At 37.6% G+C, this 18,727-nt stretch carries 13 protein-coding genes; 6 read left to right on the forward strand and 7 right to left on the reverse strand.

Annotated features, from left to right (window positions below):
* Window positions 1-15: 15 nt before the first annotated feature.
* The 4 genes from AC0L3Q_RS06470 to AC0L3Q_RS06485 form a co-directional block, all read right to left on the reverse strand.
* Window positions 16-5,013, reverse strand: coding sequence for a C1q-like domain-containing protein (locus tag AC0L3Q_RS06470; RefSeq protein WP_473285831.1), 4,998 nt, complete (start codon window positions 5,011-5,013; stop codon window positions 16-18).
* A gap of 190 nt (window positions 5,014-5,203) precedes the next feature.
* Window positions 5,204-5,905, reverse strand: a complete 702-nt coding sequence (locus AC0L3Q_RS06475) for a hypothetical protein (RefSeq protein ID WP_473285832.1) — start codon at window positions 5,903-5,905, stop codon at window positions 5,204-5,206.
* Between the two features lie 128 nt (window positions 5,906-6,033).
* Entirely contained in the window at window positions 6,034-8,934 is a 2,901-nt protein-coding gene (locus tag AC0L3Q_RS06480) for an immunoglobulin-like domain-containing protein (RefSeq protein WP_473285833.1), read from the reverse strand.
* Between the two features lie 77 nt (window positions 8,935-9,011).
* Window positions 9,012-9,719 carry a hypothetical protein gene (locus AC0L3Q_RS06485; RefSeq protein WP_473285834.1) on the reverse strand — a complete coding sequence of 236 codons (708 nt, stop codon included), beginning with the start codon at window positions 9,717-9,719 and terminating at the stop codon, window positions 9,012-9,014.
* 433 nt (window positions 9,720-10,152) lie between these two features.
* On the opposite strand from AC0L3Q_RS06485, the gene AC0L3Q_RS06490 reads away from it, so the two are divergent.
* From AC0L3Q_RS06490 to AC0L3Q_RS06505, 4 genes are all read left to right on the forward strand, one after another.
* The gene (locus AC0L3Q_RS06490; RefSeq protein WP_473285835.1) at window positions 10,153-10,674 is read left to right on the forward strand and encodes an RNA polymerase sigma factor; all 522 of its coding nucleotides are present in this window, start codon (window positions 10,153-10,155) and stop codon (window positions 10,672-10,674) included.
* Window positions 10,675-10,762: 88 nt separating this feature from the next.
* Window positions 10,763-11,668 carry a FecR family protein gene (locus AC0L3Q_RS06495; protein ID WP_473285836.1) on the forward strand — a complete coding sequence of 302 codons (906 nt, stop codon included), beginning with the start codon at window positions 10,763-10,765 and terminating at the stop codon, window positions 11,666-11,668.
* A 17-nt stretch (window positions 11,669-11,685) separates the two neighbouring features.
* A complete protein-coding gene (locus tag AC0L3Q_RS06500) occupies window positions 11,686-12,864 on the forward strand; it encodes a carboxypeptidase-like regulatory domain-containing protein (RefSeq protein WP_473285837.1) in 1,179 nt (392 codons plus the stop codon).
* A complete protein-coding gene (locus tag AC0L3Q_RS06505) occupies window positions 12,861-14,351 on the forward strand; it encodes a TonB-dependent receptor plug domain-containing protein (RefSeq protein ID WP_473285838.1) in 1,491 nt (496 codons plus the stop codon). The genes AC0L3Q_RS06500 and AC0L3Q_RS06505 overlap by 4 nt, the downstream gene beginning before the upstream one ends.
* 22 nt (window positions 14,352-14,373) lie before the next feature.
* Here the strand turns inward: AC0L3Q_RS06505 and AC0L3Q_RS06510 are convergent, their stop codons facing one another.
* The 3 genes from AC0L3Q_RS06510 to AC0L3Q_RS06520 form a co-directional block, all read right to left on the reverse strand.
* Window positions 14,374-14,778, reverse strand: a complete 405-nt coding sequence (locus AC0L3Q_RS06510; RefSeq protein WP_473285839.1) for a helix-turn-helix transcriptional regulator — start codon at window positions 14,776-14,778, stop codon at window positions 14,374-14,376.
* 104 nt (window positions 14,779-14,882) lie between these two features.
* Window positions 14,883-15,503 (reverse strand): tetratricopeptide repeat protein, encoded by a 621-nt coding sequence (locus AC0L3Q_RS06515; RefSeq protein WP_473286907.1) that lies wholly within the window; start codon window positions 15,501-15,503, stop codon window positions 14,883-14,885.
* A 20-nt stretch (window positions 15,504-15,523) separates the two neighbouring features.
* Window positions 15,524-15,970 carry a tetratricopeptide repeat protein gene (locus tag AC0L3Q_RS06520; RefSeq protein ID WP_473285840.1) on the reverse strand — a complete coding sequence of 149 codons (447 nt, stop codon included), beginning with the start codon at window positions 15,968-15,970 and terminating at the stop codon, window positions 15,524-15,526.
* Window positions 15,971-16,167: 197 nt separating this feature from the next.
* On the opposite strand from AC0L3Q_RS06520, the gene AC0L3Q_RS06525 reads away from it, so the two are divergent.
* Together AC0L3Q_RS06525 and AC0L3Q_RS06530 are read left to right on the forward strand one after the other, a co-directional pair.
* Window positions 16,168-17,529, forward strand: coding sequence for a pyridoxal-phosphate dependent enzyme (locus AC0L3Q_RS06525; RefSeq protein ID WP_473285841.1), 1,362 nt, complete (start codon window positions 16,168-16,170; stop codon window positions 17,527-17,529).
* A gap of 151 nt (window positions 17,530-17,680) precedes the next feature.
* Window positions 17,681-18,661 (forward strand): helix-turn-helix domain-containing protein, encoded by a 981-nt coding sequence (locus tag AC0L3Q_RS06530; protein ID WP_473285842.1) that lies wholly within the window; start codon window positions 17,681-17,683, stop codon window positions 18,659-18,661.
* Window positions 18,662-18,727: the final 66 nt, after the last annotated feature.

Here is an 18,727-nt window from a genome sequence, read left to right on the forward strand (position 1 = left end):
GTACGGAGTTATGGATTAAAATCTGCTGATTAGGTAACCACTAAAACCACTTTCAGATTGTATACTCCAATCGGTATCGGTGCTAGAATTGGCGATTACATTTACCTTTTCTCCGGCATTTAGTCTCATGACTCCACTTACCGTAAGGGTATGAAAATCAGTTCCCGCATCTCCTTCAGCGATCGCATGCATACCGTTTTCTAAACTCACTTTGTTTTGAACCCCAATCAATAATCTAAAATGTCCAGAAGTGATTCCGTCAAAACGTACCTGAGCAGAAAAGAAGTATAATCCATTAACCGGAGCTGTAAAAGTTCCTGTAGTTTCATCAAAGTGATTTCCACTATCATGCAGATTAGTTAAGGTAGCATCGCTAGTTCTCCACGTAGGTACCTGGAAAAAATTACCCGCTCCAGATAATACTAGCGTTCCATCCAAATCTGCAGAGAAGCTTGGTAAATTGGTTACGGTTAAAGCAGAAGTCGTTACCGAGTTCGCATTAACATCATTACTCCAACTATGATTGCCACTACCATCTGTAGTTAAGATATCACCGTTATTTCCTCCTGTAGGAAGTTCAATTTCGTTGGTAGGATCTGCATCCAAATCATTTACATTATCGTTTACCCAGCTATAGTTTCCACTTCCATCGGTACGTAAAATTTGTCCATTAGTTCCTCCAGCGGGTAGCGTGCTTCCGCTAGAAACGGTAGACCATGCAACATTTCCAGATCCATCTGTAGTCATTACCTGGTTAGCCGTTCCATCTTGTGCTGGTAATGTGTAGGCTGCTCCAGCCCCTGCATTATCTCCATCTATGGTTAATGATCCATTTAAGGTTGCATTACCATTTTTTAATATCGTTAAAGCATTGGATTTGTTTGTTGAAGAAGAACCGTTTCCTATTTCGAATAATGGGTCTGTGTCTACCCAAGAATTAGTAGCTCCTCCACCAATATTATAGCGACCTAATGCAAAAGAGTTTTGTGACTCTGCATTGGTAAAAAATCCAGTAGATGTTGCATATGTTCCTAAAGCTGTGGTTCCTCTTCCTAAGGCCACAGAGGCTCTTCCGGATGCCGTTGAAGCGTATCCAATAGCTGTAGAACTTGAGGCTGAAGCTGTATTGCTTTCTCCCGCAGCAAAAGATCGATACCCAGAGGCTGTATTCCCATATCCTATTGCCGTTGCAAAGTTATTTGAAGCTTCTACAGCATCTCCTATGGCAATAGAGTTGGTTCCAGAAGCAATTACTCGTTGTCCAAGGGCTACTGCATATGCGCCTGTGGCACCACTATTGGTACTTGCAAATTCTGAAATACTTAAATCAACAGCATTATTACCTATATCTCCATAATGAGCTGGATCTCTTCCTGCAAGTCTCCATCCTGTATTACTCCCTTCTGTTATTTGTTCTAGACCAGTGCCTGAACCTGAAGCAGTATTCGTGATCCATGAAACATTTCCTGCTCCATCGGTACTCATGATTTGATTGGCCGTTCCATCTTGAGCGGGTAAGGTATACCCAGCACCAGCTCCGTTATTATCGCCATCAATAGTCAATTGTCCATTTAAAGTAGTATTTCCGTTTTTAAGCATCACAAGAGCATCTCTTCTTTGAAGTACAGAAATTCCATTTCCTATCACAAAAAGCCGATCTGTTGCATTAAAACTATCTTTTGTTCCATTGACAACGGTATTGTTAAAACCAATAGAGGTTTGTCCATAACTACCAGCATGAGTAACAAATCCCATAGCAATTGCTCCAAAGGCTGAAGATGTATTTGAAAACCCAAAAGCCATTGAAGCACCATCGGTAAGCGTATTACTCTGTCCAAAGGCATAGCTTATTGTGCTATCGCTAATATCGTTTCCGTCTCCTATTGCGATAGAACCGGCTGAAGTTCCACGTATAGCATTATTATCTCCAATGGCTATGGAGTTCCTGGCTGCTGCAATAGAACCTTCTCCCATAGCGATAGAACCTTCACCAACATTGGCATCGTTCCATTGGTCTCCTGGTTCATTATCAGTTGGGTCTGTAGGATCTAAGTCTTTTAATCTACCAACACGAAAAGCGGCTTTACTTTTATCAAAAAACATCTTTGCGTTATCATCAGTAGTTAAAGGATCATTATCCAATTGGGTACTACCAAATACAAAATCGTCTGTAGCGATTGCGCCAGGTGCATTACTAGTTACGTTGGATGTAGTAGAGAAAGCTCCTGATAAAGCAGTAGTCCAAGACACATTTCCTGCTCCATCTGTGCTCATGATTTGATTAGCGGTACCATCTTGAGCGGGTAGAGTATAGGCTGCACCAGCTCCGTTATTATCACCATCAATCGTTAATTGTCCGTTAAGTTGAGTATTACCGTTTTTACGCATCACTAATGCGTTGGTTCTGTTGCTATCGTCTACTCCATTACCAATAATGAATAAAGGATCTGTTGACACATAGGCTGCGTCGCTTCCGTTTACGAATTCACTAAATAATCCAATGGTATGCTGTCCATAACTGGTAGATTGAGTTCCACGACCAATACCTACTGCATAATTACCCGAAGTACTGTTGTATGCTCCTAATGAAATGGAAGCAAAACGAGAGGATAAATTATTAAATCCTGCGGAGAAGGCATTTTCCCCTCCAGAGTTGTTATAAGTACCAAAAGCTGTTCCGGCGACACCTTGTACTAGGTTTCCTCGTCCCATAGCTACAGAAAAATCACCTGAATTACCCTCATCCCAATCTCCTGCAAATCCATCGGATGCTATAGCACTACCGGCTCTGAAAGAACCTTTACTCTTGTCAAAATACATTCTGATATCATCTGCTGTACCTCCTATATCATTTAATTGCGAGCTTCCAAATACAAAATCGTCAGTTGCGATTGTACCGTTAGTATTGCTTGTTACATTATTCGTTGTAGAAAATGCTAAAGTTGGCGCGGTTGGCAGGTTTGTCCATGATACTTGTCCGCTTCCATCTGTTGTCATCACTTGATTAGCGGTACCATCTTGCGCAGGCAAAGTGTAGGCTGCACCTGCTCCTTCATTATCTCCGTCGATGGTTAATTGACCATTCAATGTAGTATTTCCGTTTTTAAGCATGACCAAAGCATTGCTTTTATTCGAAAATGTACCATTACCAATTACAAAAAGCCTATCGGTTGCAACAGCAGCGTTAAGGTTTCCGTTTACAGGGTTATTATAATATCCAATGGTAGTTTGTCCATAACTATTGGCTTCATTATTTCTTCCAAGCGTTAAGGCAAAAGTACCGGCTACTTGATTACTGGCTCCGAATGCTCCTGCATACCCTCCTGTAACTGTATTGCCATTACCCATAGCATATCCTGTTTCACCGGTTACTTCATTATATCGTCCAAGCGAAACAGACCCTTCTGTAGTGGCTATTGGAGATAGTCCCATAGCAACAGAACCAAATCCGATGTTTGCTTCATTCCATTCGTTTCCTGTAGTACCATCAGCTGGATCTTCAAAAGCAAATCCGGCTCTAAAAGCACCTTTACTTTTATCGAAGAAAAATCGTGCATTATCATCCATACTACCTGCAACATTATCCAATTGCGAACTACCAAATACAAAATCATCTGTGGCAATAGTACCATTAGTATTGCTGGTTATGTTAGCAGCTGTGCTAAATGCACCTTGTGAATCCGTTATCCAGCTGTAATTGCCAGATCCGTCGGTACTTAGTATTTGTCCGTTGGTTCCTCCGGTTGGGAGTTCAATTTCATTAGTAGCATCTGTATCTCCGTCGTTTACATTATCGTTTACCCAGCTGTAGTTTCCACTTCCGTCGGTTACTAATACCTGTCCATTGGTTCCACCTGTTGGTAATTCGATTTCGTTAGTGTCATCAGTATCTCCATCGTTTACATTATCATTTACCCAACTGTAGTTTCCACTTCCGTCGGTCACCAATACCTGTCCGTTAGTTCCTCCGGTTGGTAATTCAATTTCGTTGGTAGCATCTGTATCTCCATCGTTTACATTATCATTTACCCAACTGTAGTTTCCACTTCCGTCGGTTACTAATACTTGTCCATTGGTTCCACCTGTTGGTAATTCGATTTCGTTAGTGGCATCAGTATCTCCATCGTTTACATTATCATTTACCCAGCTGTAGTTTCCGCTTCCGTCGGTTACTAATACTTGTCCATTGGTTCCCCCAGTAGGTAATTCAATTTCATTGGTTGGATCGGCATCAGCATCATTTATATTATCATTTACCCAGCTGTAGTTTCCACTTCCATCGGTTACTAATACTTGTCCATTGGTTCCACCTGTTGGTAATTCGATTTCGTTGGTTGGATCGGCATCAGCATCATCTGTGTTGTCATTTACCCAACTGTAATTTCCACTTCCGTCGGTTACTAATACTTGTCCATTGGTTCCACCTGTTGGTAATTCGATTTCGTTGGTAGGATCAACATCTGCATCTGTGGTATTATTTGGATCAATCCAACGGTAATTCCCATTTCCATCTGTGGCTAAAATTTGTCCGTTGGTGCCACCGTTGGGGAGTTCGATCTCATTATTAGGATCTGAATCTGGTCCATTTGCGGCATAGTTGGCATAAGGCACTGATAAAATAGGAGAGGAGCCAATAATGGTATAGGCATCTCCGCCAGAAGTATCTACTGCTACTTGTAACCAGTAATCTTGAGACCTCCATGCAATGGCTCCAAAATTATCTGCAGTTGCTCCTTGGCCAATAGCAAGAGCAATTACTCCTTGAGCGTTTGAAGTCACTCGATGTGCTTCCTGATAAATATTGTTTCCATTAGCATCACCTTGTAAAATGGTAATTTGAATACCAATGGTTTGATTGATCATTGGATTCCCAGAAGCATCTCTGATTACTGCCTGGTAGTTAAAAGATTGAGAAAATCCTTGTTGTGCAATAAGTAATAGTATAACGGTGGTTAACCATTGTACATATTTTTTTGCGAATGTGTTTTGGGTCGAATTGTAATTTGCATCCATATACGAAGGGTTATAGCATTTACTTTATTTTGGTTTATAGTAGTACAGCTATGTTTTGAGATACCCTATTTTTATTTTTAATTTTTTATGGATACATGGTTTTTATGAATGGATGTAAATAAAAAACCACCCATAAATGAGTGGTTTTTATACACCGTGGTTTAGAATTTAGATCATCATGATTTCCCCCTTATTCTGCTCTGAAATTCCAAACACGGCCAATGGCTACTCCTTGTTGATTATCTTTGGCAATTACCCTCCAATGATAGGTTTTACCAGCTTCAATTTGAACATCCAACGTGCTAACCTCCAGATTTTCTGCAAATAATTGCGGAGGGTTGGATTCGCCAAAATAAACATCAAACACTAATGGATCTCCATCATTGTCTGTTGCATTCCAATCTAATGTGGTTTGCGATCCCGAAACTGTTGATCCAGCTGCTGGTGCTATGGCTACCGGAGAGTTTGGGATGGCATTTACTCCTGCTTCAGGCTCTGTAAAGAACGTTTGTGCAGGGGTGTATCTACTTTCATATCCTTTATTATCAATCGCTTTTACCCTCCAGAAATAGGTGGTTCCTTTTTCAAGATTGAAAACAATGCTGGTTTGACTTGTATTGGCAGCAAAAAGTATGTTCTCAAAAGTTTCATCTTGAGCAATATCAATAAAATAGGTTACTTTATTTCTGTTAAACGCTTCGGATGTTTCCCATTGAAACTCCAGATTGAAGTTGGTACATATTAAATTATTACCAGGGAATATCAAATTAGGAAGCGATGGTATTACATCGATGTTGATAGGGTAGGCAACACGTACTACCTCTTCATCTTCTTCTGGGCTGCAAGCCCATAATGATAGAATACTAAGTATAGTGATATATATTTTTTTCATGGTATCTATTTTTAATCTTGTTATCGTTAATTTTTTGGAATGATTGATAGCATTTTAGCACCATCAGACCAGGAGAATTGCGATCATAAATTCATTCAATTTCTCCTGGTGATGACAACTCTCATACTCTAATTTTTAATCACTTTAAAGGTTTTGGAAACTTCATTATCAATCTGGATAAAATAAATTCCAGTTGGTAATTCTTGCATAGGGAGTACTACTTGACCTCCTACTACGCTATACTGTTCAGAAGAGACAGTCATTCCTAGTGCATTTCTTACACTTACAGAAATACTGTTTTTACCAATTTCAGGCCAGGTAATGGTTACTTGATCACGAGTCGGGTTTGGATAAAGTGTAACGTTTTCAAACAAACTACCGTCGATTTTTGAGGTTAACTTTCCTTCGCATTCCAAACTTGAAGATACTTCAATAGCGTCTCCACTTTTTGCATTGATGACAAAGCTATTCGTTGGATACTCTCCAATGATCTCGTTATTGATCATTACAGTAAATGGAGGGGTTCCTTTCTCAATATTCACTTGTACCTGTTTATTAAAACTATTTGCATTAGAAACAGAAGTTTCTCCAGACATCACGATACCTTCTTCTATAGCAAGTTGGAAACACACTTCACAATTTGGCTCTCCGTTAACGATAAAACATACCGGGTAGTTTCCAGGGGTTAGATCTGCTACCTCCAAAGTTGAGGTAAATGGATATTGTTGCCCATCGATGGTTGCTATATAATCTCCAGATGTGATAGTAGTTACAGAAATAATCCCATTGTTTTTACCAGGGCAAGTCTCGCTTGATGCTGAAACCTGAAAGTTATTTTCTGGTAAAGTATCGATAGCACAACCAGTTACGATTACAGTACGTGTAACGGGAGTAGCTATATTCCCAGAAGGGTCAACCGAGTTATAAGTAATTGTATATGTTCCTTCGGCGTTGATAAATTGTGAAAGATCAATAGTCACTTCGGTACCGTCATTGGTGGTAGCACCTAATTCAACATATGGTTCACCAGGCCCAATCATTTGTGGGTTATCTCCTAAAAGTGTAATTATTGGTGCCGTAGTATCTATTACCTCAATAGTTCGGGTCACTTCAGCATTATTACAAGAGTCATCGGTTGCATTATATCGAATCGTATAAGTTCCTACAGCATCCACAAAATTATCTGTATTGATTACAACAGCCGACCCGTCGTCTGTAGTAGCACCTAATTCGGTGTATCCATCTCCTAACTCAATAACTTGAGGATCGCTACCAGTTAATGTGATAATTGGAGCAGTTGTATCTACAGTTTCTACTCTTACATTGGCTGTTTTACTAGCAACATTACCATTTACATCGGTGATGGTTAAGGTTACCATATTATCTCCTTTGTTACTGCAATCAAAAGTATTAGGAGAAATTTCCATAGTATCGATTCCACAATTGTCAAAGACACCATTAGTAGGAATAAATGCAACATAATCGTTGGTAGCTCCCCATTGGGTTGCATTCCGACCTGGAACAATAATAGCTGCAGTTCCATCAATATTTTCTAGCCCTTGCGTTTTATCATCTCCGGTCAATGGGATGTTAATAGTATGGATCTCGATACGATTAGATCCTTCAAACAGTTTTACCTGGGTTGTGGTGATATCATCAGAATCGTCAATATGAGTTACGCTGTCCCAATCCATAATCAGGATTCTGTTGGGTGCAGTACCGATGGTAGTATAGCGCATAGTTCCTCCATCCTCAGGATTAATATCATTCCAGTCAAAAGCAATAAGGTTATTAGGTTCATCAGTGTCAGGAAGGTTTTGCCCGTTACAACACCCATCTTCACCTTCGTCAGAAAAGGTAATAAATCCATTGGATGAGATATAGAATTCGGTATATAGATTTCCATAAAAAGCAAATTCAAATCCTATCGGTAATGCCGGAGTCAACTCATCATCATCAAGGGTTACTTGAGTACCTGTAGCGCTAATATCTACACGATCCAAAGTGCCAGAAGTTTCTACGGTATAATCACGTGCAATAGGATCTGTACCAATAATATCAGTAGGCAATATAGTAGTGGTTTCATTAGCATTCAATGTTACTATATGGTCTTTGGTATTCAATAATGGTGCTCTGGTGTCTACTACGGTTACATCATAACTACAGGATACGGTTGCTCCTGTATTGTCCAGCGTATCATAGGTAAATGTTGTAGTGCTACCAATTGGTAATAGGGATCCACTTGCTGGGCCTGCGGTAATATTGCTGGCACATGGATAGTTGTATGTAGCTCCACATTGATTAGCGTCACTTTCTAAAGTAAAGTCTGAAGGACATGAGGGTACAGTAATGGTAACTGTCGTTGTACAAGTCACTCTATTTCCATCGTCATCTCTTACGGTTACGGTTATCGTATTATCTCCGATATCAGAACACGTAAATGAACTTCTACTTAATCTGATACTGTCTATGTTACAATTATCAGTGGCACTCAAAACAACATCATTTTCAGTTATTCTTGCATTTCCTGTACCATCCAATTCTAAAGTAAAAGGAGCCACACATTGTACTACAGGATCTATAGGGTCATTAATGAACACAACTGCTTGCCTTGTGCTTACAGCTCCATTGTTATCAGAAGCGGTTAGCGTAACAAAATTTGGCGAACCAACATTACTACAATCAAAATCTGTTTGGTCTATGGTAAAACTTTGTAATCCGCAATCGTCAGTAGCACTGGCATTAAGGTCGGCTAATGTGATAGAAACGTTACCGCTAGGATCTAAATCGACATCTAAAAAGGGATCTGTAGTAATTACCGGGGCAGAGTCTGTGATATTAACCGTGACATCGATTGATGTGCTATTATTTTGGTCATCGGTTGCTGTTAATTGTACGATGTTGTTTCCAATATTGGTACAATCAAAGTCGGTTTGACTTAAACTAAGACTTGGTGTTGCAACACAGTTATCTGTAGCCGTCAATCCAAAATCACCCGGAGCTACGGTTACATTTCCTGTGGCATCCAAAGTAAGGTTAAGTGTGGTTGTTGCAACTGGAGATAAATCGCCACGTACCCATACACGATGTATAGTGCTATTGGTATTTATAGAAAAATCATCAACTTCCCAACGGCCTGATGCTCCAATTCCCCAGTGATATAACCCACTTCTCCAAAAGGGAAATTGGTCAATGCCAAATCTCCTTCGTTCGCAAAGGTATTAAACGCTTGCGCAGGGATATTAGCAGTATGACCAGCTAAAGTGGTGAAATTTGTTGTACTATTAATTCCGCTAAAAGAACCATTACCTGTTTTTACATAATTCAATACATTGGTATAATTGGTCTTAAAATCGATAACACGGCTATGTCCGGTCGTTGTTCCATAAAATCGCATTTCTTCAAAGTCGATTGCTGCAGCAAGAGTATTTCCCATATGGCCCCAATTGGCTGTTCCAGCCTCATTGTCTCCAAGTGTAGACGAGCCTAGCAATGGTAAATCGGTATTTCTTACCGTTAGTGCAGAATTGTCTCCTGCAACATGAACATAGTTGAGGATCATTAACCAGCCACCACCATCAGTGTCGTTATCGAGTTCACCTTGAAATGTGCTACCGTTAAAATTAAAATAGTACGTTCCACTAGGAACACTACCTACGGTAGATTGCAATAAATTTCGAAATGGATTGGCCATGGTACCGTCTCCAGCATCTCCAAAAACTGGAGGTGTGGTGTCCTGTCCCGGCCCGCATTGTGCGTGTGCGTTATGAGCAAAACAGAAAGATGCTAATAACATTAGTAGTAGTTTTTTCATAAATAAGGGGTTTATAAGAATTAATTGTTTCGTTGTTTCTTATCTATTACAGGCAACTTTTGGAATACCCTATTTTTAGTTGTAATTTTTTTAGGAATTCGAAAAAAGCTGATAGATAAGTTTAAGATGTTTGCTACATCATAATCGGAGATGCTATAGCAATAATTATAGAAAAGATGTAGGTATACGAAGTTGTTTTCATATCATAGTAGGAGTTTGGGACATTTCGAAACAAAAGTCTAGAATTTCTTATTTTATCGGTTAAAAACTACCCCTACAACTACCCCTACAAAATTGTGTAGGTTTGGAAAAAAGCAGTTTTGTTGTTTCTTTTGCAATCTTTAAAATGAGTATAATGTAGTTCTAAGAATAAAAGGTTATCATAGTACTACTTTTTTTAATAGCTTTGAGTATCGTATAATTTTTGTTTCCTATGCCCGACAAAAACCTATCCGTTTGTGAAGAAAAGAATTTTGATACATTGTTTCATGCCCATTATGAATCGGCAAGGAACTATTTGTATTATAAATGTGGGGATGTGCAACAAGCAGAAGACATTGTTCAAGATGCTTTTGTGAAATTGTGGAAACAATGTGCTGACATTATTTTCAATACGGCAAAATCCCTTATTTTTAAGATATGTAATAACGCCTTGCTAAACGAGTTTGCACATAAAAAGGTAAAATTACGGTACGAAGCTATGCCAAGAGATGATAGAGATCACGAAAGCCCAGATTTTATTTTGGAAACAGAAGAGTTTAAAGATAAATTAGAACAGGCTATTGCAAAATTGTCTGCAAAAGAGCGTGAAGTATTTTTACTAAGCAGAATTGACAAAAAAACGTATAAAGAAATTGCTGAAATAATTGGGATCACTGTAAAAGCGGTAGAAAGAAGAATGAGTAATGCCTTTATTAACCTAAGAAAAATGTTAGGTGAGGACTTAAAAATCTAAAAAAAATAGGGTAATTCTTTGTTTAGCTGTATTAAAGTTGTAGGAGATGATGAAGTAAAGAAACAACTTAATTAAAATACCCATTATTATGGAAAAATACGAATCTGATGAAACATTTATAGCTCGATGGGTAGCAGGAGAGTTGAGTGAAGAAGAGTTGTCTGAGTTCAAAAAAACGGATGCCTATTCGGTATTTAATCATATCAATAAAGAATCACAAAAATTTAAAGCCCCTCCAGCAGATGCTCAAAAGGCTTTAGAGAAGACCAAAGAACGTATTGCTTTTAAGAAAAAGGGTAAGGTGATTTCGATGACCTGGTATGCAGTAGCTGCATCTATTGCAATTCTTCTGGGGGTTGTGGGATTATTCATATCAACCAAAAGCTATACAACTTCTTTTGGAGAACAACTTGCGGTTACATTACCCGACGGATCAAAAGTACAACTCAATGCAAATTCTACTTTAGAGCACAAACGTTTCTTTTGGAATGCTAATAGAGATGTAAGTTTAGAAGGAGAAGCCTATTTTGAAGTTGAAAAGGGAGGAGATTTTGTGGTTGCAACAGCAAGAGGAGAAGTATCAGTGTTAGGAACCAAATTTAATATCAAAACAAGGTCTACTATTTTTGAAGTGAATTGTTTCGAAGGAGCAGTAAGATTCGATAAAAAAGGTTCCGAAGAATATCATATTCTGAAAGCAAATGATAAAATTACACTTTCGGAGAATGTAGTAATAGACGAAAAAACCAAAGAAAATCGTCCAAACTGGATGAATGGTATTTCTGTTTTTAAAGAAAGGCCATTACAAGAAGTGTTGAAAGAAATTGAAATTCAATATGGAGTTCAATTCCAAACGGGAAATGCCAATGTATCTGATTTGTTTACAGGAAGTTTTGTGCACGATGACCTTGAAAAGGCATTGCGATCAACACTCACGCCAATGGGAGTTTCTTATACAGTATCTGAAGATAATACCATTGTATATTTAGAATAAACCTACTTAATATATCTATGAACCAACACCCCATTTTTATAATTGCACTTTTTGTGTCGGTACTATCGTATTCGCAATCAAAGATAAATACGGCATATTCAAACACAACACTTAAAGAGGTAATAGCGGATATTGAAAGCCAGACCGATATCTTGTTTTCGTACTCGCAAGAAGTGATTAGTTCAAAAACAATTACCCTCCAGGAGCAAGAAATAAGTATTGATGATTTGTTGGTGGCTTTAGCCACACAAACAGGATTGATCTTTGAAAAAGTATCTGCCAAACAGATTATCATTGCACAACGTAAGATGATTTGCGGATATCTGATCGATGAAGTTACCAAAAAGAGTATACCTTTTGTCACCGTGATCATCAATGAAGATATAAATACAACGACGGATGACAATGGATACTTTGCTGTTGAAGATACTAGTCTCGGATCCGAGAATGTACAATTTCGTTTTATAGGATACAAGGATCAAGAAGTGACTATTACCGTTGGAGATCCATGTCCAACCATAGCACTAGTTCCTTTATCATCTACACTCGATGAGGTTGTAGTTTTGGGGTATGTGACTTCGGGTATTGATAGAAATAAAGATGGTTCGATAAGTATTGATTCCGAAAAATTAGGGATTCTTCCAGGATTGGTAAGCCCAGATATATCACAAAGTATTCAATTAATACCTGGGATTTCAACCTTGGATGAGTCTGCCACAGGGATTCAGATTCGAGGAGGATCACCAGATCAAAACCTGATATTGTATGATGATATCAAACTCTACAATACGGGGTATTTTTATGGGATGTTCTCTTTATTTAATCCCTTTGCAACCCAAAGAGCAAAGATTTTCAGATCGGGAACAAGTGCCACCTATGGTGATCGTATTTCTGGGATTATTGACATTTCCAGTGGGGATTTGATCCCAGAAAAAACAGAAGGAGGTGTAGAAATCGACGGGTTATCTATAAATGGTTATATAAAAGCTCCTTTATCAGAAAAAGTGGCTGTATATGCCTTTGCCAGAAGATCTTACGCAGATGTTGTAGAAACGCCGACCTATATCAGTTATGCGGATAAAATATTTACAAATTTTGGTGTAGCTAGAGATATTAATGGAAATGTTTTGGAGTTAGAGACTGATGATGATTTTAGCAGAGAATCGAGTAATAGCGACTTTTTTTCAACGATATGAATGCCAAAGTGGTATTGAAACCGAATGCTAAAAACAACATATCTGTGAGTGGTCTTTATACAAGAAATCGGTTAGATTTTGATTTCTTAGGAGGAGACGAAGTAGTGGTAGATTCGTTGATTACACAAAACAAAGGCGCAAGTGTGAATTGGGACTATCGACCTAACGAGAAGTATCAACAAAAGCTTTCTGCCTATTTTTCAGAATACAATTCGTTTTATCAAAATGATGAAATAAAAGACGAAACCGGAGATGGTATTTTGGATCTTGCAGAAATCAATATCCGTAAAAACGATATTGTTGATTTGGGACTAAAATTCACGTCTACCGCTGCGATCAAAGAAACCCAACAGCTTACTTTGGGATACGAACTCTCGTATACCGATTTGGATGTGGTTATAAGTAAAGAAAACCCAATAGATGATGAGTTGGAAAGATCAGTACAAGATGACGAAAACTTGCAAAATGCACTATTTGGAGAGTATACTTTTAATTTCAAGAATAAAGGCCTGATCAATGCAGGAGTTCGTTTGGTACATTATAGCTCGCTAGATGAGTTTCTGGTAGAACCTAGAGTTAATTTTGAGTATTCATTAACTGATCGATTACGAATTAAAACAGCCGTAGAACGACGCAATCAACCGATCTCTCAATTGGTAGAATTTAATCATACCGAATTACGTCTGGAAAATGAATTATATCGTTTGTCCGACGATGAACTGTTTCCTTTGTTGAGTAGTAATCAAATTTCTGGTGGGATATTATATCATTACAAAAACCTGAACATTGATGTTGATGCGTATTACAAAGAATTAGAAGGCTTGACTACATTTACCAATGGTTTCAGTAACCCTCTTGAGAATTTAGAAGAAGGAGAAAGCACCATTGCAGGTGTCGATATTTTATTAAAGTACCGCTGGAAGAATTACAAAGTATGGGCGGGATATACATTTAATGATATTACATTTCAGTTCCCAAATTTGGCGGATACTCCTTTTAAATTTCCCGGGAATAATGATATTACACACTCATTCAGAATTTCGAACACCTTGCAATTAGAAAAGTGGCAGTTTTCGTTAGGCTGGCAATTTAGGTCAGGAAAACCGATTACACCTGTAGATAGCTATGTGATCCAGATCGATGCCGATGGAGAAAATGCAGGAGTTGTTAATTTTGGTTCGGTAAATAGTGATCGATTACCTGATTTTCACAGATTGGATGCTTCAATATTATATGATTTTAATATCAAAGCAGGTCGTAAAAATATAAGATCTCAACTGGGATTGTCGTTTTTGAATATCTATGACCGAGTAAAACCTTTGAATTTGATTTATAAAGCAGAACGTAAGCCTTTGGATGATGGAGGTATTGCAATACCAGGAACCGATGGTTCTTCGCCAGAAGAATTAGAAGTCATTCTGGAACAAGTAATTCAGCGATTCTCACTTGGGTTTACACCAAATGCTGTATTCAGGGTGTTTTTGTAATGAAAATAGAAGAAACAAAGAATTAATTGTGTTCAAGATAATCAAGAATTGGTGCTCCTTTGGGGGCATTAATTTTTTTGCGTAACCGATATCGATTCATCATCACACTATCTTCAGAGATGGCCAGCATATTAGCAATTTGTTTGGTGTCCAATCCTAGTTTTTCCATAGCTATCAAACGTTCTTCAGATTGCGTAAGTTCAAACCCTCCATGTTTAATTTTGGTAAAAAAACCAGGATGTACATTAGTGAATTTTTTTCTGAAGGTATACCAATCTTCTTTAGTTAGTATTTTGGAAGCAGTGAGTTCCTGAAGGTTTTTTAAAGCTTCCTTTTCTCCAAATTCGGATTTCAATTCCTCCAACTCTTTGCTTAGCGCTTCCTGTTCATTACTCTTTTTAATGAGTTGTTGGGTGAAATCGGCCAACTCTTGTTTGTTTTTTTCAAGTTCTCGTAAGGCGAGCAGCGCTCTATTTTTGTATATTTTTCTAATGAGATAGGTAATAACTACACCGGCTAGTATTGCAGTTATCAGTAGGGTGAGGTATAATCTTTTTTAGAACTTTCTGCTTGGGTGATGAGTTCTAGTTCTCTTTTTTGTTTCACAAATTGAAGACTATCAGCTAGTTTTTCCTGATTGAATTGATGGGTTAATTCTAGCGCTTGAATCTTTTTGGCATTTTCTACATTAAAAATAGAATCAGAATATTTTTTGTGTAATCGATAATCATTTAGCGCTTTTTCATAATTCCCAAGTTGTTTATTCAAGAAACTACTTCTCAAATAAGCTCGGGAAATTCTGGTTTTAGCATTTTGCTCTTTTGCCATAGCAAGCGCTTTTTCGATGTACTCCAAAGCTGTTGTATACTCTTTAAGCTGCATATAACTCCCAGCAATGTTATAATGTACCCGTTGTAGCGATAGTAATTTGTTGTTTTGTTGATCAAAAACAAGATTGTCGGTATAAATTTCTATGGCCTTACGATATTCTTTTTGAGAATGATACCAGGCCGCCAGATTAGAATTTACATTATAGATATTTTCTTTATCATTTAATCCAATAAATGTGTCTTTTGCTTTTTGATAATAAAACAAAGCAGAGTCCATTTTTTTTGCTTGTCGGTAGGCGACTCCCATCATATTATATCCAATAGCAACACCAGATGCTTCACCTAGCTTTTTTTGATTGCTATCGCTTTTTTAAAATAACTAATGGACTTTTTGTATTCTTTTTGATCTCTAAAAACCATTGCAATATTGTGATGTATATCGGCGATGTTTGAGGAATCTTTGATGGTTTCGTAAAGCTTTTGTGATTTTAAGTAAAAAGATATGGCTTCAGGATAATCGCCTTTTCTTTTATTGACTATACCAAGTGCTTCGTAGAGCGCTGCCTGTTGTCGGTTTTGTGAATTTTCAGGGCTTTTTTGAATGTACTTAAGAGCCTCAAGTAAGTAGGGTTCTGCTTTTCTGAAATCACGGGTGATATGATAATCTCCGAGATTGATCAGCGCTTTTATTTTTGACGAATCATTCGAAGCAAGTTGTACTTCTTTTTGTAGATTGATGAATAGGGTGTCTCTCTCAATTTGACAGTGAACTTCAAAACAAAAGCTCATGCATATGACGAGTAAGAAAACCTTTTTTGCAATCATGTAATAGGGTAGTTGGTTTACGTATTAACAAATGTATTTGATATAAGCATAATTACGAAATCTCCTGAGAATAAAAATTACGAATCAATATTGAAATCGATACTGTAGATTGTATCTTTGCAAGCAAAATACCCTTTATTTGGGAATCTAAAATTAGTAGTGTGGAATACGCAGAAAATATATTAGGAACCATTGGGAATACTCCTTTGGTAAAGATGAATGCATTGGTTGAGGATGTCGATGCCTTGGTATTAGCCAAATATGAAACTTTTAACCCTGGAAATTCGGTAAAAGATCGTATGGCATTAAAAATGATTGAAGATGCAGAAGCTGATGGTAGATTACAACCAGGCGGTACTATTATCGAAGGTACATCGGGTAATACCGGAATGGGATTAGCCCTTGCAGCCATCGTAAAAGGATATAAGCTAATATGTGTTATGGCAGATAAACAGTCTAAGGAAAAAATGGATATCCTGAGAGCTGTTGGAGCCAAAGTAATGGTATGTCCTACAAATGTAGAACCAGATGATCCCAGATCGTATTATTCTGTATCCAAACGTTTGGCTGAAGAGACACCGAATTCATGGTATGTGAATCAATATGACAATCCATCCAACGCACAAGCACATTACGAATCTACTGGTCCTGAAATCTGGGAACAGACAGATGGAAAAGTTACCCATTTTATTGTAGGAGTAGGTACGGGAGGAACAATATCTGGGGTTGGAAAATACCTTAAAGAACAAAATCCTAATATAAAGATATGGGGAGTGGATACCTATGGATCTGTATTCAAGAAGTATCATGAGACAGGGATCTTTGACGAGAATGAAATTTACTCCTACATTACTGAAGGAATTGGGGAAGATATTCTTCCTGAAAATGTAGATTTTTCGGTAATAGATGGATTTACAAAAGTTACTGATAAAGATGCTGCCATATACACTCAAAAATTGGCAAAAGAAGAAGGTATGTTTTTAGGGAATAGTGCAGGAGCGGCGATCAAAGGACTTTTGCAGCTCAAAGAACACTTTACCAAAGATGATGTGGTAGTAGTATTGTATCACGATCACGGAAGCCGATATGTGGGTAAGATGTTTAATGACGATTGGATGCGAGAAAGAGGATTTTTGGAGGAAGAAATTTCTGTGGCTACCGATTTGATCAAAAATCATTCAGACAAACCTTTGGTAACCGTAAAAACAGAAGAACTGGTTTCTCATGCGATCGAACGTATGCGTAAATTTCAAATTTCGCAAATACCAGTTGTAGATACCGATGGGTTTGTAGGTTCTGTAGATGAAAGCGCTTTGTTTAAAGCTTTTATGGAAGACAAAAATATGGATAGCACACCTATAAAAGAGGTGATGAAAGAACCATTTCCCATAGTAAATGCAAAAGCTTCTCTTGATGAGATATCTAAGCTCATCAAAAATGGAAATCCTGCTGTTCTTGTTGCACTCGAAAATGGAAAACATCATATTATTACCAAATATGACGTTATTAGTCATATAAAATAAATCATTATATTTAAAATATAATTTAACCCCTCTATCAGCGTTATCTGCTGATAAAGGGGTTGTTTGTAGTATTTATTTTTGATAAAAATTACGCAACGTTAAGGGACCGTTGTAATCTATAAGGGTAAAGACTAGCATAAATTGTAGGGGTATGTATAAGTATATTTTTGATTTCTCGGATATTGATCAACTAAGGAACTATTTCAGGTCCCAGTTAAATCCTGATAGTACTTCTGATCATATCTATTTCCCTCCAGAAATAGGAGAAGGATACCTCTCATACTATAAGATTTCTCCCGAAGTATTTTTGTTAGTCAATAACTACAAGGCCAATACAGATATTCATTACGTTCGAAGGCCTATAGATGAAAAAGACATTATTCTGCATTTTAGAAAATATGCCCTTGATCACAAGATAGAATCTCAAGAAATCATCAGCAAATATTCTGATAGCTATACTCCAGGTAATATGCGCTGTATGGATGCACAGCAAGGAGAACAGGTTTTTATTACCAAAGGAGCCGAGGTAAAATCAACAATGATTGTATTAAAAAGCTCGTATACCAAACCTTATTTTATGAAGAGTAGTGATATGGCAGAAAAAGTAGATAGCTATATTCGGTACTCTCATCAACATATCCATAAATTTTATCTTTCGTATAAACAGTCTCATCTTTTTGATCAAATCGTATCACCCGATCTTAAAAAAGTAGAGAATTACCTCTATTTTGTTTCTCGAGGAATTCGATTACTGGAAACCTTTTGGAAAGATGTTCAAAAATGGGAAACAGAAAGTAACCCCTTTAATATCAATAGTGCTCAGGTTGGGAGTATTTACAAAGTAAGTGATTACCTCAGGGGGCATTTGCACGAACCTTTTATTGGAGTGGATCAGTTGGCCAAAATGGCGCATATGAGTCGAACCAATTTTTTTAATATGTTCAAAGAGATTCATAATCAAACTCCCCTTGAATTTTTTAATAACAAAAAACTCGAGAGTTCTTATAATATGATTTTTGCAGATGGTTTATCTGTAAAGGAAGTTATGGATGCACTGAACTATTCTAATTCCTCAAAATTTCGAAAGGCATTTTTTAATAAATTCGACATTTACCCCGACATTTCTATTTAGTACATTTTGTTCTAAAATAAAGATGGTCACTAACAAGTAGCAACCATCTATAACCTAACACAAACT

Source organism: Aquimarina sp. KJ22-3, from assembly GCF_055808215.1.